At 56.7% G+C, this 26,721-nt stretch carries 30 protein-coding genes; 15 read left to right on the forward strand and 15 right to left on the reverse strand.

Annotation, left to right across the window (positions count from 1 at the left end; translation table 11 throughout):
- Positions 1-24: 24 nt before the first annotated feature.
- Complete coding sequence (gene murJ / locus B145_RS0103955) at positions 25-1,566, reverse strand: murein biosynthesis integral membrane protein MurJ (RefSeq protein WP_018605328.1); 1,542 nt, start codon at positions 1,564-1,566, stop codon at positions 25-27.
- A gap of 179 nt (positions 1,567-1,745) precedes the next feature.
- On the opposite strand from murJ, the gene rpsT reads away from it, so the two are divergent.
- The 7 genes from rpsT (at position 1,746) to B145_RS27205 (ending at position 8,267) form a co-directional block, all read left to right on the forward strand.
- Positions 1,746-2,018: a 30S ribosomal protein S20 gene (rpsT, locus tag B145_RS0103965; RefSeq protein WP_018605331.1), complete on the forward strand. Its 273-nt coding sequence runs from the start codon at positions 1,746-1,748 to the stop codon at positions 2,016-2,018.
- Between the two features lie 174 nt (positions 2,019-2,192).
- The gene (gene argF, locus B145_RS0103970; RefSeq protein ID WP_018605333.1) at positions 2,193-3,119 is read left to right on the forward strand and encodes an ornithine carbamoyltransferase; all 927 of its coding nucleotides are present in this window, start codon (positions 2,193-2,195) and stop codon (positions 3,117-3,119) included.
- 304 nt (positions 3,120-3,423) lie between these two features.
- A complete protein-coding gene (pfkA, locus tag B145_RS0103980; RefSeq protein ID WP_018605338.1) occupies positions 3,424-4,410 on the forward strand; it encodes a 6-phosphofructokinase in 987 nt (328 codons plus the stop codon).
- Between the two features lie 108 nt (positions 4,411-4,518).
- A complete protein-coding gene (locus B145_RS0103985) occupies positions 4,519-4,746 on the forward strand; it encodes a DUF2788 domain-containing protein (protein ID WP_018605340.1) in 228 nt (75 codons plus the stop codon).
- Positions 4,747-4,809: 63 nt separating this feature from the next.
- Complete coding sequence (gene ppnP / locus B145_RS0103990; protein WP_018605342.1) at positions 4,810-5,130, forward strand: pyrimidine/purine nucleoside phosphorylase; 321 nt, start codon at positions 4,810-4,812, stop codon at positions 5,128-5,130.
- A gap of 50 nt (positions 5,131-5,180) precedes the next feature.
- Entirely contained in the window at positions 5,181-5,672 is a 492-nt protein-coding gene (locus B145_RS0103995; protein ID WP_018605344.1) for a YajQ family cyclic di-GMP-binding protein, read from the forward strand.
- 501 nt (positions 5,673-6,173) lie between these two features.
- Positions 6,174-8,267: a glycoside hydrolase gene (locus B145_RS27205; RefSeq protein WP_083917603.1), complete on the forward strand. Its 2,094-nt coding sequence runs from the start codon at positions 6,174-6,176 to the stop codon at positions 8,265-8,267.
- 135 nt (positions 8,268-8,402) lie between these two features.
- On the opposite strand, the gene B145_RS0104005 is transcribed toward B145_RS27205, so the two are convergent.
- Positions 8,403-9,431, reverse strand: coding sequence for a DUF4238 domain-containing protein (locus tag B145_RS0104005; protein ID WP_018605346.1), 1,029 nt, complete (start codon positions 9,429-9,431; stop codon positions 8,403-8,405).
- A gap of 173 nt (positions 9,432-9,604) precedes the next feature.
- Between B145_RS0104005 and B145_RS0104010 the strand changes: the two genes are divergently transcribed.
- Positions 9,605-10,840 (forward strand): nucleoside recognition domain-containing protein, encoded by a 1,236-nt coding sequence (locus B145_RS0104010; protein WP_018605347.1) that lies wholly within the window; start codon positions 9,605-9,607, stop codon positions 10,838-10,840.
- A 90-nt stretch (positions 10,841-10,930) separates the two neighbouring features.
- A complete protein-coding gene (locus B145_RS0104015; RefSeq protein WP_018605349.1) occupies positions 10,931-11,110 on the forward strand; it encodes a putative motility protein in 180 nt (59 codons plus the stop codon).
- Positions 11,111-11,201: 91 nt separating this feature from the next.
- On the opposite strand, the gene B145_RS24345 is transcribed toward B145_RS0104015, so the two are convergent.
- The 10 genes from B145_RS24345 to B145_RS0104065 form a co-directional block, all read right to left on the reverse strand.
- Positions 11,202-11,576, reverse strand: coding sequence for a hypothetical protein (locus B145_RS24345; protein ID WP_018605351.1), 375 nt, complete (start codon positions 11,574-11,576; stop codon positions 11,202-11,204).
- Between the two features lie 129 nt (positions 11,577-11,705).
- Positions 11,706-12,176, reverse strand: coding sequence for a hypothetical protein (locus B145_RS0104025; RefSeq protein WP_018605353.1), 471 nt, complete (start codon positions 12,174-12,176; stop codon positions 11,706-11,708).
- Positions 12,177-12,421: 245 nt separating this feature from the next.
- A complete protein-coding gene (locus B145_RS0104030; protein ID WP_018605355.1) occupies positions 12,422-13,375 on the reverse strand; it encodes a hydrolase in 954 nt (317 codons plus the stop codon).
- A gap of 33 nt (positions 13,376-13,408) precedes the next feature.
- Complete coding sequence (locus B145_RS0104035; protein WP_018605356.1) at positions 13,409-13,840, reverse strand: YybH family protein; 432 nt, start codon at positions 13,838-13,840, stop codon at positions 13,409-13,411.
- Between the two features lie 96 nt (positions 13,841-13,936).
- On the reverse strand, positions 13,937-14,380 hold the full coding sequence (locus B145_RS0104040) for a YiiD C-terminal domain-containing protein (protein ID WP_018605357.1): 444 nt from the start codon (positions 14,378-14,380) through the stop codon (positions 13,937-13,939).
- Positions 14,377-14,940: a DUF998 domain-containing protein gene (locus tag B145_RS0104045; RefSeq protein ID WP_018605358.1), complete on the reverse strand. Its 564-nt coding sequence runs from the start codon at positions 14,938-14,940 to the stop codon at positions 14,377-14,379. Before B145_RS0104045 ends, B145_RS0104040 begins: the two co-directional genes overlap by 4 nt.
- Before the next feature lie 6 nt (positions 14,941-14,946).
- Complete coding sequence (gene waaF, locus B145_RS0104050; protein ID WP_018605359.1) at positions 14,947-15,960, reverse strand: lipopolysaccharide heptosyltransferase II; 1,014 nt, start codon at positions 15,958-15,960, stop codon at positions 14,947-14,949.
- On the reverse strand, positions 15,957-16,469 hold the full coding sequence (locus tag B145_RS0104055) for a class IV adenylate cyclase (RefSeq protein ID WP_018605360.1): 513 nt from the start codon (positions 16,467-16,469) through the stop codon (positions 15,957-15,959). Before B145_RS0104055 ends, waaF begins: the two co-directional genes overlap by 4 nt.
- Before the next feature lie 146 nt (positions 16,470-16,615).
- The gene (locus tag B145_RS0104060) at positions 16,616-16,813 is read right to left on the reverse strand and encodes a zinc-finger domain-containing protein (protein WP_018605361.1); all 198 of its coding nucleotides are present in this window, start codon (positions 16,811-16,813) and stop codon (positions 16,616-16,618) included.
- 67 nt (positions 16,814-16,880) lie between these two features.
- Positions 16,881-17,801, reverse strand: a complete 921-nt coding sequence (locus B145_RS0104065; protein WP_018605362.1) for a branched-chain amino acid transaminase — start codon at positions 17,799-17,801, stop codon at positions 16,881-16,883.
- Positions 17,802-17,961: 160 nt separating this feature from the next.
- Between B145_RS0104065 and B145_RS0104070 the strand changes: the two genes are divergently transcribed.
- The 3 genes from B145_RS0104070 (at position 17,962) to B145_RS28525 (ending at position 19,979) form a co-directional block, all read left to right on the forward strand.
- Entirely contained in the window at positions 17,962-18,408 is a 447-nt protein-coding gene (locus tag B145_RS0104070; RefSeq protein WP_018605363.1) for an NUDIX hydrolase, read from the forward strand.
- Positions 18,409-18,437: 29 nt separating this feature from the next.
- Positions 18,438-19,532 carry a tRNA 2-thiouridine(34) synthase MnmA gene (gene mnmA, locus B145_RS0104075; protein ID WP_026258810.1) on the forward strand — a complete coding sequence of 365 codons (1,095 nt, stop codon included), beginning with the start codon at positions 18,438-18,440 and terminating at the stop codon, positions 19,530-19,532.
- A gap of 210 nt (positions 19,533-19,742) precedes the next feature.
- Positions 19,743-19,979 carry a hypothetical protein gene (locus B145_RS28525; RefSeq protein WP_157288263.1) on the forward strand — a complete coding sequence of 79 codons (237 nt, stop codon included), beginning with the start codon at positions 19,743-19,745 and terminating at the stop codon, positions 19,977-19,979.
- A gap of 514 nt (positions 19,980-20,493) precedes the next feature.
- On the opposite strand, the gene B145_RS0104080 is transcribed toward B145_RS28525, so the two are convergent.
- Together B145_RS0104080 and B145_RS0104090 are read right to left on the reverse strand one after the other, a co-directional pair.
- Positions 20,494-21,849: a hypothetical protein gene (locus B145_RS0104080; protein ID WP_018605365.1), complete on the reverse strand. Its 1,356-nt coding sequence runs from the start codon at positions 21,847-21,849 to the stop codon at positions 20,494-20,496.
- A gap of 432 nt (positions 21,850-22,281) precedes the next feature.
- Positions 22,282-23,343 carry an RNA methyltransferase gene (locus tag B145_RS0104090; protein WP_018605367.1) on the reverse strand — a complete coding sequence of 354 codons (1,062 nt, stop codon included), beginning with the start codon at positions 23,341-23,343 and terminating at the stop codon, positions 22,282-22,284.
- 181 nt (positions 23,344-23,524) lie between these two features.
- Here B145_RS0104090 and B145_RS24350 point away from each other — a divergent pair, with 181 nt between their 5' ends.
- Positions 23,525-24,322 carry a hypothetical protein gene (locus tag B145_RS24350; RefSeq protein WP_018605368.1) on the forward strand — a complete coding sequence of 266 codons (798 nt, stop codon included), beginning with the start codon at positions 23,525-23,527 and terminating at the stop codon, positions 24,320-24,322.
- Here the strand turns inward: B145_RS24350 and B145_RS24355 are convergent.
- Positions 24,288-24,638 carry a DUF2917 domain-containing protein gene (locus B145_RS24355; protein ID WP_018605369.1) on the reverse strand — a complete coding sequence of 117 codons (351 nt, stop codon included), beginning with the start codon at positions 24,636-24,638 and terminating at the stop codon, positions 24,288-24,290. The two genes, B145_RS24350 and B145_RS24355, sit on opposite strands and share 35 nt — an antisense overlap.
- 200 nt (positions 24,639-24,838) lie before the next feature.
- On the opposite strand from B145_RS24355, the gene B145_RS0104105 reads away from it, so the two are divergent.
- Together B145_RS0104105 and B145_RS0104110 are read left to right on the forward strand one after the other, a co-directional pair.
- A complete protein-coding gene (locus tag B145_RS0104105) occupies positions 24,839-26,272 on the forward strand; it encodes an aminotransferase-like domain-containing protein (RefSeq protein ID WP_018605370.1) in 1,434 nt (477 codons plus the stop codon).
- A 66-nt stretch (positions 26,273-26,338) separates the two neighbouring features.
- A complete protein-coding gene (locus B145_RS0104110; protein WP_026258811.1) occupies positions 26,339-26,713 on the forward strand; it encodes a VOC family protein in 375 nt (124 codons plus the stop codon).
- Positions 26,714-26,721: the final 8 nt, after the last annotated feature.

The following is a 26,721-nucleotide window of genomic DNA, read 5'->3' on the forward strand; positions in this document are numbered from 1 at the left end:
CGAAGTGGGTTACCTGAGAGCACGCTATATCCTGCGCCTGAAATCCTGCATCCGGAATCCCAGGGCATATAGTGTGGCGAAGTAGGCGGCCGCACCGACGGCGATAATGCCAAACAGGTGGGTGACGCGCCATGCGGTGTGGTGGTTGTGGAGCCAATCGTTCTCAGCGCCACGGACCAGCCAGAGCACCACACCCATTACGACGAGCCCGATGATGAGCTTGCCCGTGAAGCGAACCCATCCGGCATGTGGCGTATATGCCCCGACCTTGCGCAGTCCATAGTAGAGCAGGCTGGCATTGAGCGTGGCAGCCAGCCCGATGGACAGCGCCAGCCCCGCATGCGCGAGCGGGCCGTAGACCACAAATGCCAGGTTCATGAGTTGTGTGGCCACCAGGGAGATGAGCGCATATTTGAGCGGCGTGCGAACATCCTGCCGGGAATAGAAGGCAGGGGCGAGAATCTTCACCAGAATCAGGCCGATCAGCCCGACGCTGTAGGCCAGCAGTGCATCATGGGTACGTTGAGAATCTAAGTACGAGAAGGCGCCGTGCTGGAAGAGTGTGGAAGCGAGTGGCACTGCCAGCAGCATCATCCCGACTGCCGCAGGTGCGGTTAGCAGCAGGGCCATGCGCAGCCCCCAATCCAGCGTGGCGGAAAAACCAGCGTTATCCGACTGGGCCCTCATCTTGGAGAGGCTGGGGAGCAGGATGGTCCCCAGTGCAGCACCGAGCAGCCCGACCGGGAACTCCATGATCCGATCTGCGTAGTTCAGCCACGAAATGCTGCCCGTGGGGAGGCTGGAAGCGAAGTTTGTGTTGATGACCAGGCTGATCTGCGCGACGGATACGCCCAGGGTGGCCGGTGCCATGGTCTTGAGGATACGCATCACGCCGGGGTCTTTGAGCGAGAGCGAGAAGCGCGGCATCATCTTGATGCCCATCAGCGCCGGGATCTGCACGACCATCTGCAGCACGCCGCCGATAAAGGCGCTCCAGGCCAGCACTTTGGCCGGGTTGGAGAAATGTGGCGCCATGAATAACAGCATGACGATGGCCGTGAGGTTGAACATCACCGGCGTGAAGGCGGGCAGCGAGAAGCGCCCCCAGGTGTTGAGTACGGCGGCCGACAGGGCCACCATGGCCTGGAAGAAGATATAGGGGAAAGTGACGCGGGTGAGTTCCACGGCGAGCTGGAACTTATCGGCATCCTTGCTGAAGCCGTTTGCTGTAAGGTGGATCACCCAGGGTGCGCACAGGATGCCGATTGCGGAGACGATGAAGACGGCAAGCCCCAGCAAGGTGGTGACATGATTCACCAGTGAGCGAGTGGAGGCTTCGTCCTGTTTGTTCTTGTATTCTCCCAGGATCGGTACAAATGCCTGTGAGAAGGCGCCTTCGGCAAACAGGCGGCGCAGCAGGTTGGGTAGGCGGAAGGCCACGTTGAAGGCATCGGTCATCATGCCTGCGCCCAATACATTGGCGATCAGGATTTCTCTGACCAGACCCAGGATGCGGGAGAGCAGGGTGAAACTGCTGACCTTGGCCAGCGCTTTAAGCAAATTCATCAGGGGCAATCGGAGTTGGCAAAGCCTGCGCCACTGTGGCGCCAAGAGGGGCAATCTTATCGGGCCGGGAGGCGAACGGGAAGCGTTTGAAAGGCAAGAATGCACGATTGGTCTTGTACAAGGTTGAAAAAATGATTAGAATCGTCGTTTCCGTGTAACTTCTACCGAAGACAGAACAAATGGCCAACTCCGCACAAGCCCGCAAGCGCGCCCGTCAGGCACTCGTGGCGCGCGCTCACAACGCCAGCCTGCGTTCCCGTCTGCGTACCGCGATCAAGTCCGTGCGCAAGGCGGTCGAAGCTGGCGACAAAGCCGCTGCTCAACAAGTGTTCCAACAGTCCGTCAGCACCATCGACTCGATTGCCGACAAGAACATCGTCCACAAGAACGCTGCTGCTCGACACAAGAGCCGTCTGTCCGCCGCCATCAAGGCGATGGGTGCAGCCGCCTGAGCACCGTTTCTGCTGGATTGAAAAAAGGCGCCTTGTGCGCCTTTTTTTGTATTCGGCTTGCCTAGGCAAGCCTGGGGATTTGGACTAAGATCTTGGTTCCCATTGGTTTAACGGCGGCTTTTGCCGCCGTTATGTTTTGTATTGCAACCTCGCTCGCGTTGGTGAAAGACGGCTATGACCATAGCGCCCAGACACTTTCTGCAGTTCAAAGATCTCTCACGTGAAGAACTCGACTACGTGTTCAAGCGTGCGCGCTGGATCAAGGATAAATTCAAGCGCTACGAAACCTATCACCCACTGTTTGACCGCACCTTGGTCATGATCTTCGAAAAGGCCAGCACGCGCACGCGTCTGTCGTTCGAAGCAGGCATGTTCCAGTTGGGCGGTGCTGCGGTGTATCTGAATACCCGTGATTCCCAACTGGGGCGCGGTGAGCCGGTTGAAGATGCCGCCCAGGTGATCTCCCGCATGTCAGACGTGGTGATGATCCGGACCTTTGAGCAGACCATCATTGAGCGCTTTGCTGCCAACTCGCGTGTACCGGTCATCAACGGCCTGACCAACGAGTTCCATCCCTGCCAGATTCTGACCGACATCTATACCTGGATTGAGCGTAATGGCTCCATCCAGGGTAAGACTGTGGCCTGGATCGGGGACACCAACAATATGTGCAATACCTGGCTGCAAGCGGCTGAACTCTTGGACTTCAAGGTGCACGTCAGCTCGCCCAAGGGCTACGAGGTTGATCCTTCCAAGGCCAACATCCAGGGCACTTCACACTACGAGCAGTTTGCCGACCCGATGGACGCGGCACGTGGCGCCCATATCATCACCACCGATGTGTGGACGTCGATGGGGTTTGAAGCCGAGAATGAAGCACGACTGCGTGATTTTGCTGACTATCAGGTGGATGCAGACATGATGGGGGTGGCCGATAAGGACGCCCTGTTCATGCATTGCCTGCCTGCGCACCGTGGCGAAGAGGTGACGGCTGAAGTTATCGATGGGCCGCAAAGCGTGGTGTGGGAAGAGGCGGAAAACCGTCTGCACGCCCAAAAAGCGCTGCTGGAGTTCCTGGTGCTTGGGCGTGTGGACAACTGATCAACGCGTGTGTTGAGCGCTGGGTGGGGCTCCAAGCTGGATGCTGAAAGCTTTCTTAGCGGGCAGGCGCCCCTGATGACCGTGACCTGCAAGAATGGCGCCTATAATCAAGCCGATGCAGGAGGTTTCACCAAGCTCAATGCTTTGTGGATGCGATTCACCGAGAATGCTTGGTTGAAACGCGGAGGCTGATCCAGGATCAGTGCAAGAGGGCCGCCAGCAAGGTGGCCCTTTTTCTTGTCGCAACCTGGAAACCAAGACTCGGCAACATAGAATTTTCTTTGCTTATTGAAGAGGTCTGCAGATGATCAGCAAGATTGGGGTTCTAACCAGTGGTGGCGATTCGCCAGGCATGAACGCGGCCATCCGCGCGGTGGTGCGGGCAGGTTTGTCCAATGGCCTGGAAGTGTTTGGTATCCACGATGGTTACATGGGGCTACACAAGGGGCGCATTGAAAAGCTGGAGCGCAAGAGCGTCTCCGACGTACTCAGCCGGGGCGGCACCATTCTGGGTTCTGCCCGCTTCCCGGATTTCAAAGAGGAATCCGTGCGCCAGGAAGCCATCGCCAACCTGCAAAAGCATGGTATCGATGCGCTCGTGGTGATCGGCGGGGACGGCTCCTACATGGGCGCCAAGAAGCTCACCGAAATGGGCTACCCCTGTATCGGTCTGCCGGGCACCATCGACAACGATATTGCCGGTACAGATTTCACCATCGGTTTTGATACAGCGGTCAACGTGGCGCTGGATGCCATCGACCGTCTGCGTGACACCTCCTCTTCGCACAAGCGGATTTCCGTGGTCGAAGTGATGGGCCGCCACTGTGGTGACCTCGCCATGTGGGCCGCTGTGGCCGGTGGCGCCGAAGCGGTGGTGGTGCCTGAGCAGGATTTTGACAAGCATGCGCTGTTCCGCAAGATTGATGACGGCATTGCCCGTGGCAAGCGCCACGCCCTGGTGGTGATCTGCGAACATGTGACGGATGTGAATGCGCTGGCCAACCAGATTGAAGGGCGCACCGGCCTGGAAACCCGCGCCACCATCCTGGGGCACATCCAGCGCGGCGGCTCACCTACTGCGCGAGACCGCATTCTGGCCAGCCGTATGGGCGCCTACGCTGTCGACCTGCTCATTGCCGGGCATGGTGGGCGCTGCGTGGGGCTGCTGAATAACCAGCTGGTGCACCATGACATCATCGAGTGTATTGAAACCATGAAGCGCCCCTTCGATCAGGAAATGTACAAGCTCAGCGAGTATCTGGAAGGCTTCCCCGCCAGCACCGCTAAGTGATCTTTGGTGATCCGCTCGAAGTGCGTGTATCGTGAAATACCGTAGTACCCACCCCACCCGGCGAGCGGCAGCCGGGTGGGGCACTATATCGCCGCAAGGAACCCCAACATGGTAGAGACAGTTATCTTTGGTCTCAGCGTCAGTGAATTTGAAGATTTATGCCTCAAAATCTTCGTCACCGGCCTGATCACCTACATGGTTTTCATCATCGCCAATCTTGCCTACGAATCCAAGGCAGGCAAGACGGGCACGATCTGGTTGTTTTTGGCGCTCGGGCTGGGGATGTTTGGTTTTATCTCCAAGTCCTTGATTGCCAAGATGCTGGGCATTCACTGAAGCACTGCATCGTTATAATCACAGTCGTCACAACCCTGACATCAACAATTCTGAGGATTTGGAATGAGTCAAAACCAGTTCGACGGCGTCTCGGTCGTCACCAAGGCCAATGTCTACTTTGACGGCAAGTGCGTCAGCCACAGCATCGTGCTGGCCGATGGCACCAAAAAGTCGGTCGGGGTGATCATGCCTGCCAAGCTCACCTTCAACACCGGCGCCCCCGAGATCATGGAAACCGTCGTCGGCGCCTGCCGCGTGCTGCTTAAGGGTGAAACCGAGTGGAAGACCTACGGTGAAGGCCAGCGCTTCAACGTGCCGGGAAATTCCAGTTTCGAAATCGAAGTGGTGGGCGAGCCCTACCACTACATCTGTCATTTCGCTTAATTGTTCTGCCAAGGGGCAGGCTTGATAGAGCCTGCCCGATCGAGATCATCATGCCTTCATTTGACGTTACCAACGAAATCAACTGGGTCGAAGTGAACAATGCCCTCGACCAAGCCAACAAGGAAATCTCCACGCGATACGACTTCAAGGGCTCAGACGCCCGGGTCGAACTCGACGAGAAGAACAAGACCCTGACATTGCATGCCGATAGCGAATTCCAGCTTGATCAGGTATGGGATGTGCTGATCGCCAAATTCGCCAAGCGCGGCGTTGATATCCGCTGCATGGAAAAGAAGGATGTCGAAAAAGTCAGCGGTAACAAGGTCAAACGCAGCGTCATCATCAAGGCTGGGATCGACTCCGATCTGGCCAAGAAAATCGTGCGCCTCGTCAAAGACAGCAAACTTAAGGTACAGGCCTCCATCCAGGGTGACACCGTGCGCATCACCGGTGCCAAGCGCGATATCCTGCAGGAAGCCATTGCCCTGCTGCGCAAATCCATTGACGATTTCCCCCTGCAATTCGGCAATTTCCGGGATTAACCCCGGGCCTGCTATGTCTGCCCTACCTGGTGCTGATTGTGCCGGGTTGGGTGATGCGTTCGATCCGCCTGGCATGGTGCATCTGCGCACCACATATGCCACCCCGGCCCCGCCTCAACCTCATCCCGCCAAGAATGCAATATGCGTATTGCATTCTTCGGCAGGTCTGTGGTGTTTGCCGACTCCCCGTTTCAGTGCCGAGTGAGACTTGGCGTGTATTCGTGACCAATATGATTGTATAAGCTGTCTTCGCCGGGGGGCATTACATTTTTTGGCAGGTGAACCGGTGGATTGTGACGCCATTGCAAGACCGCTTTTGCCAAGAGTAGTCGTAAGACATCTCTCCCTTCCGTTGTGCTGGTCGGCAAGTGCGCCACTCATTCTTTTTGGCAAGCCGTCTGTCAGTGTGACATATTTAACAGTGTGAGCGGTATCAACATGTAAAACAAAATGATTTAGTTTAGTGCCTCCTATTTGGTCGAATTTTTAGTGGGGGCAGAAATGTACGGTATAGCAAAGCGGCTGCGGTGGGTTGTGCCATGCGTGGCGCTGGCAATCTTGCTGGGTTGCGGAGGTGGCGGTGGGGGAAGTGGTGGCGGGGCGGACAGCAGCGCAAGCAGCACAGGCTCCACAAGCAGCACAGGCACGAGCACAAGCACCAGCGCCTCCACCACGGTAACGTGGCAAGCGCCTGCAGCGATTACCTATGGCACTGCGCTGGGTGTCGCGCAGCTCAATGCTACCGCCAATGCGGCAGGTACATTTACCTACTCCCCGGCTGCAGGCACTGTTCTGACTGCGGGTGCGCACACCCTCTCGGTTACCTTTACCCCGACTGATACCAGCAAGTACTCTGCCGTCACAAACACGGTATCTCTCACGGTGAATAAGGCAGTCCCGGTGATCACCTGGGATACCCCGCAACCCGTTACCTATGGTTCCTGGCTGAACGCGTCGGCACTGAGTGCAACGGCCAGTACAGACGGCAGCTTTACTTATTCCCCCACCTCAGGCACAGCGATTCAAACGCTTGGAAGCATGACCCTGACGGCAAGCTTTACCCCTAAGGATACTAATAACTACGCAAGCACAACGGCAACCCAAACCCTCACGGTGAATAAGGGTGTGCCTAGTTTGTCCTGGCCCACGCCCACCGCAATCGTGCAGGGCGCCAGTTTGAGCGCGGCACAACTGAACGCTAAGAACGTGTACAGCTTGCCCGGCAAATTCAGCTATACACCCGCAGCCGGCACCAGTATCAACACGGCAGGCTCTGCGATTCTTACCGCAACCTTTACGCCAACGGATACCGCGCATTACAACACGGCAACCGTCTCCACTGTTTTAAGCGTGCTGCCTGCCAGTGATACGGCATACGTAAATTGGTCCAGCGCGGGGCAGACGATTCGTGGGTTTGGTGGATCGGAGGCTTGGTCGTGGATCATGCCTGCTGCAAAAATCAAAGCGCTCTATGGTACTGATTCAGCCAGCCTGGGTCTGAGCATCATGCGCGTACGCATTGCGCCCAGCACATGGAACAGTACCAATCAGACCGCAGATACCAGCGCATGGAGTGCGGAGCTGACCAATGCAAAAGCTGCACAGGACCTGGGGGCAACAATCTTTGCTACGCCCTGGACGCCGCCGGCAAGCATGAAAACCAACAACAATAGCCGCAGCAACAAGCTATACAGCGGCAACCTCAATACTTCCAGCTACGCAGATTATGCAAAGTATCTGAATGCATATATCAACTACGCGACATCCTCTGGCGTCAACTTGTATGCCATTTCAATGCAGAATGAGCCGGACTGGGACCCTCAGGACTATGAGTCCTGCCTGTGGTCGGCAGATCAGATGGATACCTGGGCTGCAAATTACGGCGCTGCGGCGATCGGTAGTTCGAGCGTCAAACTGATGATGCCGGAGTCCTTCTACTTCGCTCCTGCCATGTCGGATATGGCATTGAAAGACAGCAAAGCGGCTGCAGCCGTCTCCATCATCGGTGGGCATCTGTATGGCTCCGACCCGACCTATCCCACGCTGGCCAAGCAAATGGGCAAGGAAGTCTGGATGACCGAGCATTTCCTGGATTCAACCGCAAAGTCCGACACTGCCACCTCATGGGCGACCAACATGGCGGATGCCCTGGCCGCAGCTAAGGAGATTCACACCTCAATGGCTGTCGGCCAATATAACGCCTACGTATGGTGGTGGATGGTCAGCTCCAACGATAACAAGCCCACCGGGTTGATTGATGGCAACAACAATCCCACCTATTTCGGGATCGCGATGAAGCACTTCTCCCGCTACATTCGTCCGGGATATGTGCGATATGACGCCACAGCCAACCCCACCAATGGCGTGTATCTGTCTGCCTACGCGGGAAGCGGGCACTATGTGCTGGTGTTGATCAATTCCAATGCCAGTTCAGTGAGTCTGCCGATTCAACTCAGCAATCAGGCTGTGACTACATTGACTCCGTACCAGACCACATCAGCCAGCAGTTTTGCCCAGTTGAGCCCCATCTCGGTGGGGAGTGGCAGCTTTACGGCGACGCTGCCTGCCAACAGTATTACCACCTACGTTCAATAGACTTAAAATTACGCCAGTCAACGGATACCCGGCCATTCAATCAATGCTGATTGCGTGGTCGGGTGCGCCCTACTTTTTCGGCGATAGCGATTTACGCCTGACGCGGTAACCTAGCCTACATGGCTATTTCGTTGTTCAATCGTTGTTTATTAGAAAATCATTTTCAGCAGTGCTCTGGATTTGATGCCATTTTTCCCAATATTCCTTTTCCTTTTTGCACGCAAAATTATCAACAATTCTCGGCTTCCAAGCGGTAACCTCTGGGCGTTCGGCACGGCCAAAGACGCAGCGGTGTGCATGTTGCACAATGAGCTTTTGAAACGCCAATGCGGAATTCATAGTAAGAACAGTGCCTTTTGAAGGAGGTCTATGCCCAACCTTTGTATACATAAGGTGTTTTGGGCTAATCGGCATAAATATTTCAGTGCCTGGATTTGCCCATCCTCCATCGAAGTTATATTTTTCTGGGCTTTGATAATTAAGACGGATTACAGGATCATCGCTGGTTAGCCAATCAACGCCTGATGGGCTAAGCAAGATGGTCCATTTATGCTGGAGCAACACACTGGCAGTCTCATCTAGTAAGCGCTTCATACACAATAACCAGTGTTGGCGCCCACATTGTATTTCGTAAATAACCTTATCGGGCGTGATAGTAAGCCGGTCTGGGAATAGCTCATTAAGGAATTGATCGTTTCTTGTTGCGTATTTGTCGTTGTTGTGTGGTTTCTCAAGGCCTTCGAGCAGTTTAGGCAGAGACTCTGTTATGAAGTCTGGTAGTTCCTTGCTACACCAAGTTAGATATTGAAAAAATCGGGTAGGAGTTCTGAGGTCTTGGGCTGCGAGTAGGCATATAAGATTATGCCAATCGCTCTTTTCAAGATAGGAGCCTGAAATAGCCTTGTCTACTGATTCAGTTGCAGGGGTTTCAAATGTACTTTCGAACCAGTTTTCAATGTCGTCACTTTCGCTGCCTGCAATTAAGCGTGTGTAAAGGTGCTTTTGGAATGCTACGCTCTTGACCGAAAAACGCTTCCAGAGTTCGGTATTCTCATGTTTAACAAGAGTGCGATAAACAGAAATTTTATTCTCATGATCCCCCCAGCGTTTGAGGTAGCTGCGTGGAACATAGTGATTGTTGCTTGTCAGTTGAGCTTGGCCCACGTTCTCTCCATGCTTTTTGTCTGTGGCATGTGTCGCTGTGAGTAGGGTACTGCCTGCTGAGTAAGGTTATAGCACGTCGAAACGGGTAACGTGAATTGCCAGTGCGCCTTGGGCCAGATGCTTTGCATGGCAGAATCGCGTAGCATTCCTCTATTGCGGCAAACTCCTGAGCCATGATTCTGAACTTTGTCTGGTTGTTTTTCTTTTTCGCCGCCTTCCTCGCCTGCCTGGTGCAATGGCTGGTGTTGGGGGATGCCACGGTTTTCAACCATGTGCTGCAGGAAGCCTTCGCCATGGCGAAGACGGCTTTTGAGATCGCCCTGGGGCTCACCGGGGTGTTGAGCTTCTGGCTCGGGATCATGAAGGTGGGCGAGAAGGCGGGGGCGGTGGCTTTGTTGGCCCGCTTGGTTGATCCGCTGTTCCGCCGCCTGTTCCCTGGTATTCCTGCAGGCCATCCGGCCTCGGGTGCGATGCTCTTGAACATCGGCGCCAACATGCTGGGGCTGGACAATGCGGCGACGCCGATGGGCATCCAGGCCATGCGGGCGATGCAGGAACTCAACCCGGACAAGGAGCGCGCCAGTGACGCGCAGATCCTGTTCCTCACGCTCAACGCCAGCGGGCTGACGCTGATCCCCGTCAGCATCATGACTTACCGCGCCCAGCTTGGCGCGGCCAATCCGGCGGACGTGTTTCTGCCCATTCTGCTGGCGACCTTTTTCAGCACGCTTGCGGGCTTGCTTGCGGTGAGCTTTGTGCAGAAGATCCGCCTGCATCATCCCGTGGTGCTGGCGTGGCTGCTGGGCATGTGTACGGCGGTATTCGGCACACTCTGGTACTTCGCCCGCCTGAGTGCCGCGCAACTGGCGACGACCAGCGCCTTCGTCAGCGGCTTTACCCTGTTTGCCATCATCGTCGCCTTTCTCGCCCTGGCAACGTGGCGGCGGGTACGGGCATTTGATGTGTTTGTAGAAGGTGCCAAGGAAGGGTTTCAGACTTCGATAGCCGTGTTGCCCTATCTGGTGGCCATCTTGGTCGGCATCGCCGTATTCCGCGCCAGCGGAGGTATGGATTTGCTCATGAAGGGGGTGAGTGCGGCACTGGCGGTATTTGGCGTGCCTGCGGATGTGGTGCCCGCCCTGCCGACTGCCTTGATGAAGCCACTTTCCGGCAGTGGCGCACGCGGCATGATGATTGACGCGATGAAAACCTACGGGGCGGACAGCTTCATTGGCCGCCTGTCCTGCATGTTCCAAGGCGCGGCAGATACCACCTTCTACATCGTGGCCGTGTACTTCGGCGCGGTGGGGGTGAAATACACCCGCCACACCATTCCCTGCTGTCTGATTGCTGATGTCACCGGCGCAGTCGCCGCGATTGGTATTGCCTATCTGTTCTTCCCGCCCTGATTGGTGCCCCGTTATTTTGTGTAGCAGGCTGCAAACCATGCATGGGATCGGCTATGCTGGTAGGGCATAATTTCTTTAGGGAGTGTTCCCATGGATGTTTCCGCTTTGAGTTCCGCCGCATCGAATGCCCAACTTGGCACTGTGCAAAGTGCAGTCCAGGTGGACGTGCTCAAGCAAGCCATGGACATGCAAGCCCAGCAGGTGCAACAACTGCTGCAATCTGTACCGACGCCAGGGCAGGCCGGTGGGGTGATCAATACCTACGCGTGATAAAGGCTTCTGCGTTGTGCCAACAGAAAGGCTCCTTGATTGGAGCCTTTGTTTTTGCCAAGAATCTATTTGGTGATAAATTGAACCATGTTTATGTGCTTGTACAGTCACTGACCGTTAAGGCGTCAAGCTCTGCATTGAGAGCAATTTGTGCGTCCGATTGTTCTTTTCTACTTGGAGTGGCGGGCCGCTGTTGATAGTAAGCAGCGAAGACTGTCGCGATCATGTGTATTGCATCATGGCGCCCCAGGCCCTCACCTTGAAGGCGGTCCAATGCTCGAATAGCGGGCCGAAAACCAGAAGCAATTTGATTTTCGACATATACGTGAAGGTAGGCGTGCTGCTTTGACGCCTTGATGCGAGCCGAATCGTGAAAGTTCTTGGCAAGCCTCGTTTGCTCATCAAGAGATAGTTTCACCCAAGTGTTAAGATCAGGTGGAATGTTTGGGTTGTAGTACGTAGTCATGCAGAAGGCCTAACGAGCGTGTGAGAAATTGTTTAATCAATAATAAAGTGAATGCCTCATGGCCGATAAAAGACGGTATCTACGAGCTGGATTGCGTATTTGGTCTTGTGCGATGTATTGTGCAAAAAATCATTTGACGTAAATGCTCTTCCTGGCTTCATGCGAACTCGAAAACATAGCCACATAATTCATAACTTGTGGGTCTTCCCGCATTGTTTTTACGAAATAGTAGTTCAGGTTCCCATCGGTAAAAACCCCGTATTTATCTATAATTTTTTTGCGGTACTCATTTGAGCATTGCTCATACAGGACATCTCGTGTGTCGTTGTAGTTGTCTATTTCTTCTTGCGACATATGAAGATGTCTGTCAGTGCTGTAAATAGCTTGTGCGACAACCATTTGAGCGAGATCGGTCGCATGATTAGCCATGCAGCCGCCTAAATCTAATAGAGGATCGTCCGTGGAAACTCGACGTAACTCAAATTCCTTTCTTTCCTGTATTTTCCTCTCTTTTAGTTGGACGTCTTCCACGTGTGACTGCCACCACCACGCAACTCCTGCTGTGATTGCAAGCATCACAAGTATGCTTCCTTTGCTCATGCCATGAACTCCTTCGATCTCTTGAGCACTAACGCTGGAGGTAAGTGACTGTCCGAATGTCACAAGCGTGGAAGATAGCCAGAGAGCAGGGCGACATCCTCTGATCCTTTTTTACCCCTGCCGTCTAGCTAGGAACGACTGGAAGGCAACTGAGGCCAAATTGTTCGCAGCGGCTGTGTGGCCGAACCCAGTCTTTCCATGCTGCATCAATACCCATCAGCCCGTCAAGGCTGCAGCGTTTAGTGCTAGGCATCGTTCGATTCGAAGTAGCGCAGCACGCGATTGGGCATCCAGTCGAGGTTGCCGGGGAAGGTGCCGCTTACGAAGCCGACGTGTCCGCCTTCTTCCGGTTGGTCGAGTACGACCATGGGTGATACGTCGAAGCGGGTGGGGAGGGCTTGGGCGGGGAGGAAGGGGTCGTTGCGGGCGTTGAGTACCAGGGTGGGGAGCTGGATGTGTTGCAGCAGGGGTTTGGCCGAGGCGCGCCGCCAGTAGTCTTCTGCATTCCTGAAGCCATGCATGGGGGCGGTGTAGGCGTCGTCGAACTCGCGTAGCGTGCGGGCTTTTTGTGCGTGCTCGGCATTGAAGAGGCCGGGGAAGCGTTTGGCTTTGTGGCGTACTGCCTTTTGCAGGGTGCTCAGGAAGTATTGGGTGTAGACGCGGTTGAAGCCTTGCCCCAGTACATGGCCGGAGATGCTCAGATCCATCGGTGCGGAAATGGCGGCTGCTTTCTGGATGTATTTGTAGGCTTTGGGGCCGCGTGTGCCCAGCCAGCATAACAAGGCGTTGCCACCCAGCGATACGCCTGCGGCATAGCGGGGGACGCCGGGGTAACGCTGGGCGAGCTTGCGCAGAATCCAGTCCAGTTCGTCTGCGTCCCCGGAGTGGTAGGCGCGGGGCAGTTTATTGGGTTCGCCCGAGCAGCCCCGGAAGTGTACGACTACGCCATTCCAGCCGCGTGCGTAGGCGGCCCGCATCAGGGAGCGTGCGTAGTGGCTGCGGCTGGAGCCTTCCAGGCCGTGAAAGAGGATCAGCAGGGGCTTCTTGTCTTGGGTGGGCAGGAAATCCAGGTCGATGAAGTCCCCGTCTGGGGTGGCCCAGCGTTTGCGTCGCAACTTGGGCCGCGAGCCTTTGATGAGCAGCGGCCAGATTGTCTGGGCGTGCGGCCCTTTGAGCCAGGAGGGGGCTTCGTAGTGCATGGGCAGTAGAGGTGGGGGGTATAATTCCCCAGTCTAGTGCACGGTGCGGGGGGAGTCCTGCAGGAGCAGACCGTCGGTATCAGGCGAGGGAGAGGTGTGATGGATCAGCAACTGCCAGCCCTGTGGGCCACGGGTGTAGACATTGGTGGTGATCAGCGGTGGGGCGATGGTGTCTTCCCCCTCTACCGTGATGTGTTGCAGCACGCAGTGCACGGCCATCAGCATGGCTTGGGTACATACGGGGTGGCTGATGCGCACATTGAACTTCATCCCGGTTTCAAACAGTTGCTTCCATGATTCGCGGATGGCAGCCAACCCGGTAAAGCGGGAGCCGCCCGGGTGGACGCAGACGGCTTCTTCGTCTTCGGCCCAGACGGACATCATGGCATCGAGGTCGCTACGCGAAAAGGCGTCATAAAAGGCGCGCTCGGCATCTTCAGGGGTAGGGAAAGGTGGTTTGTCCATGATTGATTCCATTGCCAAATTGATCCACTCTGCTGTGCCAAATGGGGAATGGATGGGTTTGGAAACGAGACTGCGTGGTGTTCCAAACCTGCAATCCTACACCTTGAGCGCGACAAACACTCCTTCCATCCGCGCGGCAAGCTGTTCGCCCGTGCGGACTTCGATGCTCAGGGGCAGGCGGGCTTTGCCTTTCTCGTGCAGGCGGAGGAGGAATTCGTCCCAGTCTGTTTCAGGCGGGTAGGCGACCTGGGCGGTAAAACTGTCGTTGATGGGGCGGAGGTAATTGATGCTGCTGCGCTGGATCACCAGATGCGGCAGGGGCTTGAACTCATCCAGGCGCACACGCAACAGACTCCAGCCTGCCAGGGTGGCAAGCGTGGCAATGCTGCCGCCGAAGGCTGTACCACGGTGGTTGATATTGGGGGCCAGCGGGGCAGACAGGGCGATGAACTCGGGGGATGCCTGCAGAACTTCGACCTGCATGGCGGCTGCTAGCGGGATGTGGGTGTGCAGGTAGCTTCTCAGCGCCTCAATGTTCATGCTTCAGGCTTTCTCAGCAGCAGTTGGATGGAAATGCAGCACACCCATATTAGCAGAGCCCCCACGGTCAGGCGGATGCCGAGCCCGGTTGGCAATATGCCTTGTACCGAACTGGCCAGCATCAGGGCGCCTGCGCTCCAGGATATGGTGCGCGGATACCGCAGTATGGGTCTGCTCAAGGAATGGGGGAGCAGCACCATGCTCATCAGGCTACAGATGAGTGCTACGCCGATCAGGGTAAGGTGAGTCGATTTGGCCCAATCGATCTGGATGGCGCCGATGGCCAGAAAACAGAGAGAGGCGATGAAGATGGGCCCGAGCAACATTTGCCAGACGTGCTGGCCCGCCAGTGCCACACCCAAGGCGGCAACAGATAAGGCCAACAGGCAGAATGCGATATGCATGGTCTCGCCCTGGTGGCCAAAATACAGCTCACTCATGAGCTGGTGATAGGGGTTGTATCCTGGTTGAATATGCTGGAGCCATGCCACGATCAGCACGAAGCCCAAGGCGCAGGCAATGCTCAATGCAGGATATAACTTGGATTGGTAGTGAAACATGGGTTGTTATGGGGTAATGCTGGCGGCAACCTGCGCCGGTTCAATCTTGTTCAGGCAGTTCAGGTGGCCCAGCGGGCACTCGCGCTTGAAGCAGGGGCTGCACTCAAGCTTGAGGCTGATCACCTGCGCCTTGTCTGACAAGGGCGGGGTGTAGCCTGGGCTGGATGAGCCGAACAGTGCTGTGAGAGGGGTGCCGAGCGCGGCGGTTACATGCATCAGCCCGGAATCGTTGGTGACCACGTGGCGGGCCATGGCCAGCAGATGGACCGCCTGGGCCAGATTGGTGACGCCACAGAGATTGCGTGCCGCCCCTTCGGAGAGACGCACGATTTCTTCCCCGACCGGGGCATCTTTCTTCGATCCCAGTAGCCACACCGGGGTTCCCTGATCCACAAGGGTGCGGGCCAGGGCGGCAAAATGCTTTTCCGGCCAACGCTTGGCCGGGCCGAATTCAGCGCCAGGACAAAAGATCACTGGGGCGGGAGATATCTTCAGCCCCAGGTTTTGTAAGGTCTCCTGAACCGCTGCAGCGTCCACATCCAATTGTGGGTAGGGCAGGGGGCGTGGCAGCGCTGTGCCGGGCTGTTCGGCCAGAATCGCGTAACGCTCGACCTGCAAAGGGGTGGCTGTCTGGTCCAGCGTGTGGCGCAGGTTGATGAGGCCATAGCGCGATTCGCCAGTGAAGCCCACGCGTAGCGGGATGCCCGCAAGGAACGGAATCAGTGCCGATTTGAGGGAGTTGGGCAGCACGTAGGCCGCATCGTAAGCACGCGCCTTGATCTGGCGAGCCAGCGCCCAGCGGTCCCGCAGACGCAACTGGCCGTGGGCAAAGGGGTTGTCCAGCACCTCGCCGTTGATCTGTGGCATGGCATGTAACACGGCAGCTACCCAAGGAGGGGCCAGGGCGTCGATGACCGCTTCGGGATGATACTGGCGCAGACGCATGAACAGCGGCTGGGCGGCTACGGTGTCGCCGATCCACGACGGGGCAATGATGAGGATGCGCTTGAGGGTATTCATTGGCGTGCCAAGAGGTCGACGTAGGCGTCTTCAATCAGATTTTCTTCTGTAATACCAAGTGTGGCGAGCAGGTGAGTCGCTTCTTCAACACCGGCTTGTTGTGCTTCATTCTCGGCCAGCACCACTTCCAGTTCCATGAAGCTGCCCAAACCTTCCACCCGATCCAGGTGCACACGGGTGCGCCCCACCATGTAAAGGGTGCGCTGCTTGATGACACGACCGCTCAGGCCATAGGCATGGGTCAGTGTGGCCAGCAGCCCGCTAGGGTCTTGCGTGGGAGTGCGCAGGTAGAACGAGGTTTTGGGGCCAGCCTGATCCGGGCGCTGGTAGAAAATCAGCTCGCCTGCGCCGGCAGCAAACATCCGCAGCTTGAGCCTGCCATTGGGACAAGGGAAAAAGCAATCATCCTGCGCAATCTGTTCCGGGCCTTGGGTGGCGATTGCGCGGACCTTGTGCTCAAGTGCCGCCAGATCGGCAACGGCTGCTTTGATTTCAATGTTCTGGGCCATGGGCGGGCGGCAGTATAGGCGTTGGTGGGCAGGCAGACGGGCGCCTATTGTAGTGGCAGAGGTTGCGGGAGAAGCGACCTGAATTGCTACAAATCGTTTTCCTGCATGCCCATCAGGTGCCGCGTATTTGCCGCGATACGCGTCCCTCAGTGCCCTTTTGGCGCCTCACCATGCAGCGTGTATTGGGCGCCACAGTAGGGGCATTTGGCTTCCCCTGTTTGGGCGACATCCAGGAACACGCGCGGATGGCGGGCCCACAACGGGGCATCGGGCATCGGGCAGTGCAGCGGCAGATCGTGGGCGGTAACGGCGATAGGCTGATTCTTGTCTTTGTTTTCGGCCATGAGATTCTCCTTGGGGTGAGCGTAAAGCGGGCGGGTCACCTGCGGGCAGGTGACCCGATGCGGTCGATTACACGAAGTGCAGCCAGTCGTCGTGCTCAGGCAGGCGGCCACCTACCAGGTCGAAGAAGCGGGCCTGGATCTTGGCGGTGATCGGGCCACGGCGGCCTTCGCCAATCTGGCGGTTGTCCAGTTCGCGGATCGGGGTGACTTCGGCGGCTGTGCCGGTGAAGAAGGCTTCGTCGGCGATGTAGATGTCGTCACGGGTCAGGCGGCGGGTACGCACTTCCACGCCCAGTTCGCGGGCCAGGGTGTGCACTGTGTCACGGGTGATGCCGGTGAGTGCGGAGGCGATTTCCGGCTCGTAGATCACGCCATTCTTGACGATGAAGAGGTTTTCCCCGGCGCCTTCGGCCACAAAGCCTTCTGTATCGAGCAGCATGGCTTCATCGTAGCCATCCTGCGTGGCTTCCAGGTTGGCCAGGATGGAGTTGGCGTAGGTGGAGGCGAGCTTGGCGCGCGGCATGGTCACGTTGACGTGGTGACGGGCAAAGGACGAAGTCTTGATGCGGATACCCTTTTCCAGACCTTCGGCGCCCAGGTAGGCGCCCCAGGGCCAGGCGGCGATGGCCACATGCACGGTGGAGCCACGGGTGGAGATGCCCATCTTCTCCGAGCCGTAGAAGGCGATCGGGCGCAGGTAACAGCTTTCCAGCTTGTTGGCGCGCACCACTTCCTTTTGGGCTTCGTTGATGGTTTCCTTGTCGAAAGGAATCTTCATCATGTAGATGTGGGCAGAGTTGAACAGGCGGTCGGTGTGTTCCTTGAGGCGGAAGATGGCCGTGCCACGGTTGGTGTTATAGGCACGCACCCCTTCAAAGACCGACAGGCCATAGTGCAAGGAATGGGTGAGTACGTGGATGGTGGCTTCGCGCCAGGGCACCAGTTTGCCATCCATCCAGATAAAGCCATCGCGGTCGGCCATCGACATGAGTTCCACTCCTCGTATACAAACTTGTAAAGGGTGAATTTTAGCGCAACCGGGCTTGCTACGGATGGGGTTTATCGTCGGGTTCCTGAACCTCTTGTCCGTGAGCCGGGCAGCGGCTTGTGATGCATCGCGCTAGAATACTTCTTTTGCGGAGGCTGCGATGATCTGGAAACCCGATGTGACGGTGGCAGCGCTGGTTGAGCGCGACGGGCGTTTTCTGTTCGTGGAAGAACACACCGTTGATGGCGTTCGCCTGAATCAGCCCGCCGGGCACCTGGACGAGGGTGAAACCCTGATCGCCGCGTGTGCCCGCGAGGCGCTGGAGGAAACTGCCCATCGTGTCGCGGTAGAGTCTCTCGTGGGGGTCTATCATTGGCGCAGGCCTGCAGGGGATATCACCTATGTGCGTTTCGCCTTCGCTTGCCGCGATCTGGGCGAGGAAACCGGGCGGGCGCTGGATACGGGCATCATCCGCGCGGTGTGGCTCACTCCCGAGGAGTTTGCAGCCCAATCCGAACGCCATCGCAGCCCGATGGTATTGCGTTGTCTACAGGATTACCTCAAGGGGGCGCGTTACCCCCTGGATGTGATTCATCACTACGAATGAAAGAAGAGAAGCAGATGGATGGTCAAGGCATGAAGGTGGTGGTGGGGATGTCTGGCGGCGTGGATTCCGCCGTGGCGGCGCTGCTGCTCAAACGCCAGGGATACGACGTGACCGGCCTGTTCATGAAGAACTGGGAAGATGACGACGACGGCGAATATTGCTCCACGCGCCAGGATCTGGTCGATGTGGCCTCGGTCTGCGACGTGCTGGGGATCGAGCTTGAAGTGGTTAACTTCAGCAAGGAATACAAGGATCGGGTCTTTGCCGACTTCCTGCGTGAATACGAAGCGGGCCGTACGCCCAACCCGGATGTGCTGTGCAACAGCGAGATCAAGTTCAAGGCCTTTCTCGATCACGCCATGGCATTGGGCGCAGAGAAGATCGCTACCGGGCATTACGCCGGGGTGCGTGAGTGGAATAATGATGGACGCATTGAGTATCAGCTCCTCAAGGCAGAAGATGGCACCAAGGACCAGAGCTATTTCCTCTACCGCCTCAATCAGGCCCAACTCTCCCGGGTGATCTTCCCCCTTGCTGGCGTGTATAAGCGGGACGTGCGTGCTTTGGCTTCTGAGGCCGGGCTGCATGTGTTCAACAAGAAGGATTCCACCGGCATCTGCTTTATCGGTGAGCGCCCATTCCGCGAATTCCTGATGCGTTATCTGCCTACAAAACCGGGCGAAATTCGTTGTCTGGATGACGGGCGGGTACTTGGAGAGCACCAGGGCTTGATGTATCACACCATCGGCCAGCGCAAGGGGCTGATGATTGGCGGTATCAAGGGCAACGATGTAGCGGGCGACCATGAAGCCTGGTATGTGGCAGCCAAGGATATCCCGAACAACGTGCTCTACATCGTGCAGGGGCATGACCACCCTGCCTTGCTGCGCGAGCGCCTGACGGCCATTGACCTGAACTGGATTGCGGGGCGTGAGCCGCATGCTAATTGGGTGTATGCCGCCAAGCCGCGTTACCGTACACCGGATCAGCCCTGCGAGGTCGACTCGGTCAGTGCCGAACGTGCCGAGATCGCCTTTGCCACGCCACAATGGGCGGTGACGCCTGGGCAATCGGTCGTGCTGTATGAAAGCAAGGTGTGCCTTGGCGGTGGGATCATCGCCTGATCTGTTTTCTCTTTCTCCCCGATCACGCGTTGCTGCATGATCGGGGCTTGCATTCCCTTCCCCTTCCCTGATCTCCCCGTGCTGCTCAATGATTGAGCAGACCTCTTTTCCCCATCTCAATCAACAGCTTGAGTGTCTCACCCACACCTTGTCCACAAGCCTGCCAACAGTAACAGGGGACAAAATCGGGTTTTCCCCTTTGATTCAAGCATGATTTCGAGTGATTCTGGCGGTCATGGCACTTGCTCAATTATTGATCAATGCGGATTTTTGTTGATTTATCAATGGTTTGAGTGGATGCCTCACACCTTGTCCACAAGGCTGCCAACACTATCAGGGGACAAAATTCAGCTTGGCTCTGTTTTTATTGGGTCAAAAACTGAAATTCCTGTTTGTCATGGCAGAAACCCTGGATTGGTCAATAATGAATCAGAAGGGGATTTTTAAGATCTATCAATGACTTGAGTGCTTGCCCCACACCTTGTCCACAAGGCTGCCAACATTATCGGGGGACAAAATGCAGCTTGGCACTGATTTTTATGGGAAAAATCTTTAATTCTTGTTTGTCATAGTGAAAACACCGGATTGAGCAGAAATGAATCAAAAACGAATTTTCCTGATCTATCAACGGCTTGAATCGGTGCCCCACACCTTGTCCACAAGGCTGCCAACATTATTAGGGGACAAAATACTGCGCAGCATGGTGCTCTCCAAGAGGCAGCGTGGCTGCGGAAAACCCGTGGGCTGATATTGTTTGTGCTGGGCAATGATTGAGCAATGCGAAATTGTGTCATCTTTTCAAGGCTCTAAGGGCTTCCCCCACACCTTGTCCACAGGCCTGCCAACACGAACAGGGGACAAGTTGGTCCTTCTCTTCTACCAAACGCGTTGCGCGATGTGGCGCGGCGAAAAAAGAGGGCTTTCGCCCTCTTTTGTGGTGCGGCTGTTTGCCTCGCGCCTGTCAGTAGGATTTGGCGAAGGGATAGAAGGGGTTGAAGCCCTTGGCGCCAAAGATCAGCCAGGCGGTGCCTGCTGCGCTCGTGGCGGTCTTCATGCGGAAGTAGGTGTTGCTTGTGCCACGGTCGGAGTAGCGCAGACCCCCATCGCTTTGCTGGCGTGCAACCAGGGTGCCAAGATAGGTGTCGATCTTGCTCTGGATGGCAGTGGTGCCCCATGCTTTTGCGGCATAGAACGCCTTGGCCATCTTGAGGGCGACGACCATCTGCCCGGTGCCTTCATACCATGTATCCTGGATCTTGTCGTTCACGATGGCCAGATCGCCATTGGTGTAGGCACTGGCCGAAAAATAGTCCCACCAGCTATTGAAATAGGTGCCTTGGTTTGCGCGTTCGCGGCTGTTCACGAAATCGACACCGCTATTGTATTCAAATGGGCTGGGCGAGGTTTCTACTGCCCATTTGACAAGTGAATAATAGGCGTTGTTGTAGTCATCCCCCATGGCAGCACTCCCCCAATTGAGCATATCGGTGGGGAACTTGCTGTCGTTGCGGCCACCGTTGAAGCGCAGCTCGCCTGCATTCCAGACTGTATTGGTGAGGAAACTCGTGACGCTGGCCCGGGCGCTGTCGATGGAATAGTCCCCGGTGAGTGTCTGGTTGGCCTTGGCATACAGGGTGGCGTTGTTCTTGATGCCGGTCAGCAGGGCGTATACATCCAGATTATGTTCGGTGGAGCCGACCGACTGCAGTCGATTGGAGGCGAAGTTGACGCCGCCATCGCCGCCCCATTGGGTTTTCCACTGGATGGTGGAAACGTAACGGGCCACGTTGATGATCATGTCATCATAGCTTGTATCGCTGGGGTATTTGGTTCTGTAGGCCAGCGCGGCAAGCCCTACCCAGACACTGGGGCCGACATCTGTGTAGGGCTCTGCTTCCGCGCCAGAAGTGGCGCTGTTGCCGGTGCAGGTATAGGCAGTCGCCCAGGAGCCCTCGGATTTTTGCAGGCTTTTGAACTTGTTGAGGATAGCTTGCGCCTTGGCGACCGAGGTGTTGCCCGAACGCGTGTCTTGCAGGTAGGCCATGACGGCAAGTGCCTGATCATAGGTATAACCGTAGTTGTCGACCGCCCTTGGTGTGACGAGTTTATAGACGCCATTGACCAGGGTGTAATTGTCGTTGTAGTCGTTGCGGAAAGAGGCGATGCAGCCCAGCCCGTATTGGCTGTCGAGCCAGCCATAGGCGTTGGTGACGGCTGTGGATATCTGTGCCGTGGTGGCCGCGCCTACCGAACTGGCGGCCGATGTGGCTGCAACGGCGGCCAGCGCGGCCAGGGTGTTGCGAACGATTGTCTTCATCTGTCTTCCTTTGGTGATGGGCGCGGAGCCCCTGGAAGACCTCGCAACCTCCGCTCACGTACAGGCTGGCCGAATGATAGCGATATCTTGCAAAGTGCTCCGCCATACAGAGCCCGCCGACGGGCGGGCCATCCTTGTTTTGCAGTTCTGGCGCCAAAGGGGCGCTGACTGCATTTTTTGTGATGACGCTTCTGTGTGAAAGCTCTTTCAAACCATGCTGCACTTCCAAGCTCCAATCTCCGCCAAGATTGCGCTACAGGCATGTATTAACCACAAGATAAATATGAAAATTATTTGTGTATTGGGTTTCTCCTTGAAAAAGAAAGCGCTTACATTTTGAGCAAAAAAATGTGTCTGATTTTCACCAGACGAAATGGATGCTACGCATCTCCCTGCATGATGAATAGCCGTGACACAGTTTTTTGCAAAAATCTATACCTTGCTGTGCTCGGATTGATCTTGGATGGGCGCTCCGCGCTGCAAAACCCGGATTTTCCCCAGGCTTTCCCGCGCCCGTAGCTGCCCACAGCCCCCGTCAATATCCTGCCCGGCCGAGTTGCGCAGTTTGGTCAGGATGCCGCGCCGGTGCAGGCTCCGGGCGATTTCGGCGGCACGCTCTGGTGCCGGGCGGCGAAATTCCAGCCCCTCATTGGTGTTGTAGGGGATCATGTTCATGATGGCGTACTTGCCTTTGAGCAGCCGCACGATAGCATCGAGTTCCTCTTCGCTGTCATTGATGCCCTCCAGCAGCGTCCATTGGTACTGGATCGGGTAGCCTGTGCTGCGGGCGTAGGCCTCGGCCAGTTCCACGAGTTCGGCGGGGTCGATACGCGGCGCGCGCGGCAGGAGCTTCTCGCGCAAGGCTGCATTGGTGGTGTGCAGCGAGAGTGCCAGCGCTGGCTTGACTCGCCCTTGCGGCAGGCGCTCGAACACGCGGTAATCGCCCACGGTGGAAAACACCAGATTCTTGTGGCCGATATCACCAAGACTCCCCAGCACGTCAATGGCTTGGAGTACGTTGTCCAGATTGTGGACGGGTTCCCCCATTCCCATGAAGACGACTTTCTTCACATGTCTTTGCTGGCGTGCGAGGACTACCTGGGCCACGATCTCTGCGCTACCCACCTGGCGGATCAGGCCATCGCGCCCGGTCATGCAGAACACGCATCCCACCGCGCACCCCACCTGCGTGGAAACGCACAAGCCGTCGCGCGGCAGGAGCACGCTTTCCACCGTCTGGCCGTCGTTGAGGCCGACCAGCAGGCGGGCCGAACCATCTTCGCCAGGGTGCTGGCTGCGTAACGTGGTCAATGCCTGCAATGTGTCGGCCAGCGCGGGTAGATCCTTGCGTACCGCCAGGGGCAGGGCGTGCTCGGCAGCGCGTGGCCCCGCATCCAGGGGCTGGGCGCGTACCCAGGCACGCAGGATGCGTTGGATGTGGCAGTCTTTGGCGCCCAGTGCATGCAGGCGTTCTTCAATGGTGTGGATACGCATGGAACTCTTGTTGAAACAGGGGCGCCGGAATCCGGCATCCGGGCCGACATGGTAGCTAAAAACCACTTGCTTTGGTGTGGGGCAAATGTGGCAAGGTGGGGCCGCCTGTCTGGGCAATAGTGTTTTTGATGATAATGTCCTACCGTTATGCTTCCAAATAACAGCATAGGGGGCAGAGGCGATGGTGCAGGAAAATCTGTTGGGGACTTCTGAAGAAACAATGGCTTCGCTGTTGGGCGTCCCCCTGTTTTCAACCCGATGGTATGTGCCAAAATATCGCCCTATGGAAGGCTCTCAGTGGAGGGTGACAGAATGCCCTTTCCACCTTGAGCGTGGTTACCACAGCGGCACTTGGGCCGTCGGTGCGTTACCGATCCTGATGCGGCGTGCAGCCCATGACCAAGCCACATGGCAGACCTGGATGTCATTTTCCCCACAGGAAATCGAAAGCCAGGAACTTGCCTGCACGCATGCTCACGGGCATATGGTGGTAATGGGCCTGGGTTTGGCATGGGTAGCGATCAACATGGCCTTTCAGCGTGCCGTGACCCGTGTGACTGTGGTGGAAAGGGATATGGAAGTCATCCAGTTGCTGGATGTCTGCTCGACGCTCTCAGATATCCCTCTTTGGGTGCGTACCAAGATCCGCATCGTCAAGGCTGATGCCCTGGAATGGCGACCAGATTTGGCGGTGGATGTGCTCTATGCCGATATCTGGCGTACTTTCGACGAACCCGGCACGCTGCAGCAAGTGCAACAGATGCAGGCCAATGTGCAGGCAGACAGCGTGTACTTCTGGGGGCAGGAGATCGTTCTGGCCCATTTGCTGGGTGAGACTAGCTGGCAAGATCTGCCCGCTGCCGATCTGCGCCAGCGCATCCAGGCCGTGAGCCGCCTCCCCTTGCTGGTGCCTGAGCACGGCTATGCGCAGATGATCCGGCAAGTCATGGAGAACCGACGCTTGCATGTGGCGTCTTGACCGGCCCCAGGGTGGGTAGGCGAATCGGCCAGAGTGCCTGGACTGCGTGGCTCAGCCTGCTGGCCAAGCTCTGCGGCCAGCTTGCTTGGCGTTCCAGGCGGATAGTGGCATGTGGCAACCCTTCCATCACCGCCAGTCCGCCTGTGGTGAGGGTATAGCTGTGACCCGGATGGAGCAGGATGTCACGGGCATCTCCTTCGATGCTCAACCAGATATTGCCTGCCAGGCAGTTGATCTCCATTCCACGGGCATGCTTCAGGGCCAGTGTGTGGCCTGTGTCGAGTGTAACGATGCTTTTCCCGAATGAAATCCACATTTTCCGATCCTCCTACGTAGTGGCGACACTGTGATCACAGTCTAGGGAATTCGCTTGGGGCGGTACAGATACAAAAAAAATGAATTGTGATCGGTACAGTTTGAAAACCGATAAACTGTACTGCTCCAATTGTGGGGTGACTGTACCTGTCCAAATGCTCTGGTGCTGCCCATAATCCGGTCAATGCGGGAGGCAAGGGAATGGATCAACAGACACTGCGCTATGAGCAATTGGCCGAGGAACTGGCCGGTTTGATCGCCACCCGCGTGCTGCGGGTGGGCGAACGCCTGCCTTCCGTGCGGCGTTTGGCACAGGAAAAACGCCTCTCCATCTCTACTGTGGTCCATGCTCTGCGTCTGCTGGAAGAGCGTGGCTGTGTGGAAGCGCGCCCGCAATCGGGCTATTTTGTGCGCCCGGGCTGTGGAGTGCCATTGCAGGCACCACGTGCCACACCGCCTGCACGCGCGGTCAAGGTCGATGTCAGCAGCCGCATGATGGAGGTGCTGGCCTTGAATCATCAGGCCGACCTCATCCCCTTTGGCGCCGCATTGCCCTCTGCCGAGGTCTTGCCGATTGCCAGTCTGCAACGTTTGTATAGCCAGGTCGGGCGCCGTGCCGATAGGTTGCTGGCCACCGCCAGCCATACCTCTATCAACCACCCCGAACTGGTACGGCAATTTGTACGCCGCTCCCTTGCCTGGGGGCAGCCGCTGGCCGCAGATGAACTGATTGTGACCAACTCCTGTACCGAATCCTTGTCGCTATGCCTGCGTGCCGTCACGCGGATGGGGGATACGGTCGCAGTTGAGTCACCGGCTTATCCCCTGATGCTGCAGTTGCTTGAAAACCTGGGGTTGAAGGCTTTGGAAATCCCAACCCATCCCCAGCACGGCATGTCTGTGGATGCACTGGACATTGCCACACGGGAACGCCGGGTGGCCGCATGCCTGCTGGTGAGCAACTTCTCCAATCCGCTGGGCTGCGTGGTGCCCGACCATGAGAAGCAGCGCCTGGCGCAAATGATGGCTGAGCGCAATATCCCGGTGATTGAGGATGACATTTTTGGCGACCTCAATTTCGGCGCCCATCGCCCCTGGCCGATCAAATCTTTCGACACTGCGGGCAATGTAATGCTCTGCGCATCTGTCTCCAAAACCATCAGCCCTACCTTGCGCCTGGGCTACGTAGCCGCCGGGCGCTACCATGCTCAGGTGCTGGCACAGAAGACATTGACCGCCGGAGCCACCAACCCCATCACCCAGGCGGTGGTGGCCGCATTCATGGAATCCGGTGCGTACGAACGCCATCTGCGCGGATTGCGCCGGGCATATGAAAAACAGGTACTCGCCATGGCAGAGGCCGTGATGCGCCACTTCCCGCCAGGGACTTGTCTATCCCAACCGCAAGGGGGCTTTGTGCTGTGGGTGGAGTTGCCGGAGCCCGCCAACGCCAATCAGCTCTACGAAGCCGCACTGGCCGAGGGGATTGCATTCTTCCCCGGCGAACTGTTCTCCGCCAGCGGCCGCTACCGCAATTGCCTGCGCCTGAGCAGCGGTTGCCCGTGGTCGCCCGTGCAGGAAGATGCGGTGCGGCGTTTGGGTACTCTGGCTACCCGCCTGGTAGAAGCAGCGTGACGTAAAGAACTCGCTTTATGACTTTGAACTAAATCGATGCCATCACGGCATCTGCAGGGGGCAAGCATGAAGAGGATGTTTTATCAGGTTTATGTGAAGAACGCTGATGCGGCCATTGCACTGTATCTACAGGCCTTTGATGCAGCACTGCTCAACGAGATGAGAAGCGCAGAAGGGCTGATCGTTCACGCAGAGATAGACATATTCGGCCATGTCCTCGCACTCAGCGAATCTGATCTACCCCAAGGGCAGCAGATCACGGGAAATACCATGCAATTCTGCATCCAGTTTCAGCCAGATGAAGCCGCAACCATCAAGCGCGCCTATCAGGCACTAGAGGAGGGCGCAAGGATCAATCACCCCCTGGGAAAGTGCTTCTACAGCGAGTGCATGACAGATCTGACCGACAGATTCGGTGTGCGTTGGTGCATGTTTATTTGAGGGCGGTC

Source organism: Uliginosibacterium gangwonense DSM 18521 (assembly GCF_000373965.1).
GTDB lineage: Bacteria > Pseudomonadota > Gammaproteobacteria > Burkholderiales > Rhodocyclaceae > Uliginosibacterium > Uliginosibacterium gangwonense.

What these genes read in the sequence shown, in the direction of transcription:
- murJ (WP_018605328.1), bottom strand. Translation starts at nt 1,566, where the DNA reads ATGAATTTGCTTAAAGCGCTGGCCAAGGTCAGCAGTTTCACCCTGCTC.
- rpsT (WP_018605331.1), top strand. Translation starts at nt 1,746, where the DNA reads ATGGCCAACTCCGCACAAGCCCGCAAGCGCGCCCGTCAGGCACTCGTG.
- argF (WP_018605333.1), top strand. Translation starts at nt 2,193, where the DNA reads ATGACCATAGCGCCCAGACACTTTCTGCAGTTCAAAGATCTCTCACGT.
- pfkA (WP_018605338.1), top strand. Translation starts at nt 3,424, where the DNA reads ATGATCAGCAAGATTGGGGTTCTAACCAGTGGTGGCGATTCGCCAGGC.
- B145_RS0103985 (WP_018605340.1), top strand. Translation starts at nt 4,519, where the DNA reads ATGGTAGAGACAGTTATCTTTGGTCTCAGCGTCAGTGAATTTGAAGAT.
- ppnP (WP_018605342.1), top strand. Translation starts at nt 4,810, where the DNA reads ATGAGTCAAAACCAGTTCGACGGCGTCTCGGTCGTCACCAAGGCCAAT.
- B145_RS0103995 (WP_018605344.1), top strand. Translation starts at nt 5,181, where the DNA reads ATGCCTTCATTTGACGTTACCAACGAAATCAACTGGGTCGAAGTGAAC.
- B145_RS27205 (WP_083917603.1), top strand. Translation starts at nt 6,174, where the DNA reads ATGTACGGTATAGCAAAGCGGCTGCGGTGGGTTGTGCCATGCGTGGCG.
- B145_RS0104010 (WP_018605347.1), top strand. Translation starts at nt 9,605, where the DNA reads ATGATTCTGAACTTTGTCTGGTTGTTTTTCTTTTTCGCCGCCTTCCTC.
- B145_RS0104015 (WP_018605349.1), top strand. Translation starts at nt 10,931, where the DNA reads ATGGATGTTTCCGCTTTGAGTTCCGCCGCATCGAATGCCCAACTTGGC.
- B145_RS24345 (WP_018605351.1), bottom strand. Translation starts at nt 11,576, where the DNA reads ATGACTACGTACTACAACCCAAACATTCCACCTGATCTTAACACTTGG.
- B145_RS0104025 (WP_018605353.1), bottom strand. Translation starts at nt 12,176, where the DNA reads ATGAGCAAAGGAAGCATACTTGTGATGCTTGCAATCACAGCAGGAGTT.
- B145_RS0104030 (WP_018605355.1), bottom strand. Translation starts at nt 13,375, where the DNA reads ATGCACTACGAAGCCCCCTCCTGGCTCAAAGGGCCGCACGCCCAGACA.
- B145_RS0104035 (WP_018605356.1), bottom strand. Translation starts at nt 13,840, where the DNA reads ATGGACAAACCACCTTTCCCTACCCCTGAAGATGCCGAGCGCGCCTTT.
- B145_RS0104040 (WP_018605357.1), bottom strand. Translation starts at nt 14,380, where the DNA reads ATGAACATTGAGGCGCTGAGAAGCTACCTGCACACCCACATCCCGCTA.
- B145_RS0104045 (WP_018605358.1), bottom strand. Translation starts at nt 14,940, where the DNA reads ATGTTTCACTACCAATCCAAGTTATATCCTGCATTGAGCATTGCCTGC.
- waaF (WP_018605359.1), bottom strand. Translation starts at nt 15,960, where the DNA reads ATGAATACCCTCAAGCGCATCCTCATCATTGCCCCGTCGTGGATCGGC.
- B145_RS0104055 (WP_018605360.1), bottom strand. Translation starts at nt 16,469, where the DNA reads ATGGCCCAGAACATTGAAATCAAAGCAGCCGTTGCCGATCTGGCGGCA.
- B145_RS0104060 (WP_018605361.1), bottom strand. Translation starts at nt 16,813, where the DNA reads ATGGCCGAAAACAAAGACAAGAATCAGCCTATCGCCGTTACCGCCCAC.
- B145_RS0104065 (WP_018605362.1), bottom strand. Translation starts at nt 17,801, where the DNA reads ATGTCGATGGCCGACCGCGATGGCTTTATCTGGATGGATGGCAAACTG.
- B145_RS0104070 (WP_018605363.1), top strand. Translation starts at nt 17,962, where the DNA reads ATGATCTGGAAACCCGATGTGACGGTGGCAGCGCTGGTTGAGCGCGAC.
- mnmA (WP_026258810.1), top strand. Translation starts at nt 18,438, where the DNA reads ATGAAGGTGGTGGTGGGGATGTCTGGCGGCGTGGATTCCGCCGTGGCG.
- B145_RS28525 (WP_157288263.1), top strand. Translation starts at nt 19,743, where the DNA reads ATGATTTCGAGTGATTCTGGCGGTCATGGCACTTGCTCAATTATTGAT.
- B145_RS0104080 (WP_018605365.1), bottom strand. Translation starts at nt 21,849, where the DNA reads ATGAAGACAATCGTTCGCAACACCCTGGCCGCGCTGGCCGCCGTTGCA.
- B145_RS0104090 (WP_018605367.1), bottom strand. Translation starts at nt 23,343, where the DNA reads ATGCGTATCCACACCATTGAAGAACGCCTGCATGCACTGGGCGCCAAA.
- B145_RS24350 (WP_018605368.1), top strand. Translation starts at nt 23,525, where the DNA reads ATGGTGCAGGAAAATCTGTTGGGGACTTCTGAAGAAACAATGGCTTCG.
- B145_RS24355 (WP_018605369.1), bottom strand. Translation starts at nt 24,638, where the DNA reads ATGTGGATTTCATTCGGGAAAAGCATCGTTACACTCGACACAGGCCAC.
- B145_RS0104105 (WP_018605370.1), top strand. Translation starts at nt 24,839, where the DNA reads ATGGATCAACAGACACTGCGCTATGAGCAATTGGCCGAGGAACTGGCC.
- B145_RS0104110 (WP_026258811.1), top strand. Translation starts at nt 26,339, where the DNA reads ATGAAGAGGATGTTTTATCAGGTTTATGTGAAGAACGCTGATGCGGCC.